Genomic DNA, 1,062 nt, shown 5'->3' with positions numbered 1-1,062 from the left:
CGCCGGTCCGTCTCCGGCCCGCCCCGCCGCTCGACCCGCCGTGCACCGACGAGGAACCGCTCTGGAGTCCCGTCGGTCAGCTCACGCTCGACCTGGCCGACCCACGCCGCCGTGCCGCCGCACGCCCCGCCGGTCGAGCACCGGACCCGGCGACCGCCTGGCCCCGCTGGTCCGGGGCGCAGGCGTCAGCCCTCGCCTCCGCCACACCCGAGGGAGCGCGAGCCGCGCACCTGTTCGTGCGGACCTTCCTGGAGATCGTCAACGGCTTCCGGCCGCCCGGTCAGCTCCGGCCGCTCTGCCTGCCCGAGTCGGCCGGCCCGGTGGCAGCCGAGCTGACCCGCGCGGCCCGCCGGGTGACACCGGGCCGCCGCCGTACCGCCCGGCCGGCGCTGCTGCTGCGGCGCCTGCGCGTGTGCGAACCGCGCGCGGGTGCGGTCGAGGCCACCGCCGTGTTCGCGGGCGCCGGAGGCGCGAGCTGGGCGGTGGCGATACGCCTGGAACGCCGCCGAGGCACCTGGCTGTGCCAGGTCCTGGACGTCCTTTGAGCCCGGCCATCGCCTCCCCGACCTGGCCCGACGCGCCGCGGCCACCCGGGCCGATCGGTGTGCGGACGCCCGGCACCCAGCGCCCGGGCCGGCGCGATCTTGGTACCAAACGGCCCTCATAGGGGCCCTTTCCTACCAAGATCTCCACCGCTCCCACCAAGCAGAACGCCAATCTCGCTCAACGGGAGGCTTGCCGCAACAACCAGCCGAACGAGGATCTTCCGCCCACCCACCCCCAAACACCGCGATCTCGCACCTTCCGCCTCGGCATCCACGGCGTTCACGACATCTCCGGGGCCGCAACGGCAAGATCACCGAGCGCTGCGAGCGCCGGGCACGCCCGAGTGGAACACCACGGGTGTCAAAACGCCCCCGACACACCCATCACGTTCCACTCCCGCCGCACTCACCCCTGGGCGGCGTGATCTTGCAGTTGCCGCCCCGCGTGTGCGGCTTTTGCCCCGGAATGCGCGGACGGAAAGTGCAAGATCGACGCGGAAGGCGGAGGGCGGAGGAG

At 73.8% G+C, this 1,062-nt stretch carries 1 protein-coding gene; it reads left to right on the top strand.

The features are described from left to right. Positions 1-545, top strand: a 545-nt coding sequence (locus ABD52_RS39655; RefSeq protein ID WP_047894883.1) for an Rv3235 family protein, incomplete at its 5' end; no start/stop codon positions are given. Between the last annotated feature and the right edge of the window lie 517 nt (positions 546-1,062).

It is taken from the genome of Micromonospora sp. RV43, from assembly GCF_001029515.1.
GTDB classification, from domain to species: Bacteria; Actinomycetota; Actinomycetes; order Mycobacteriales; family Micromonosporaceae; genus Micromonospora; species Micromonospora aurantiaca.
The sequence above is the reverse complement of the archived record's forward strand: the minus strand, read 5'-3'. Positions and strand labels throughout refer to the sequence as shown.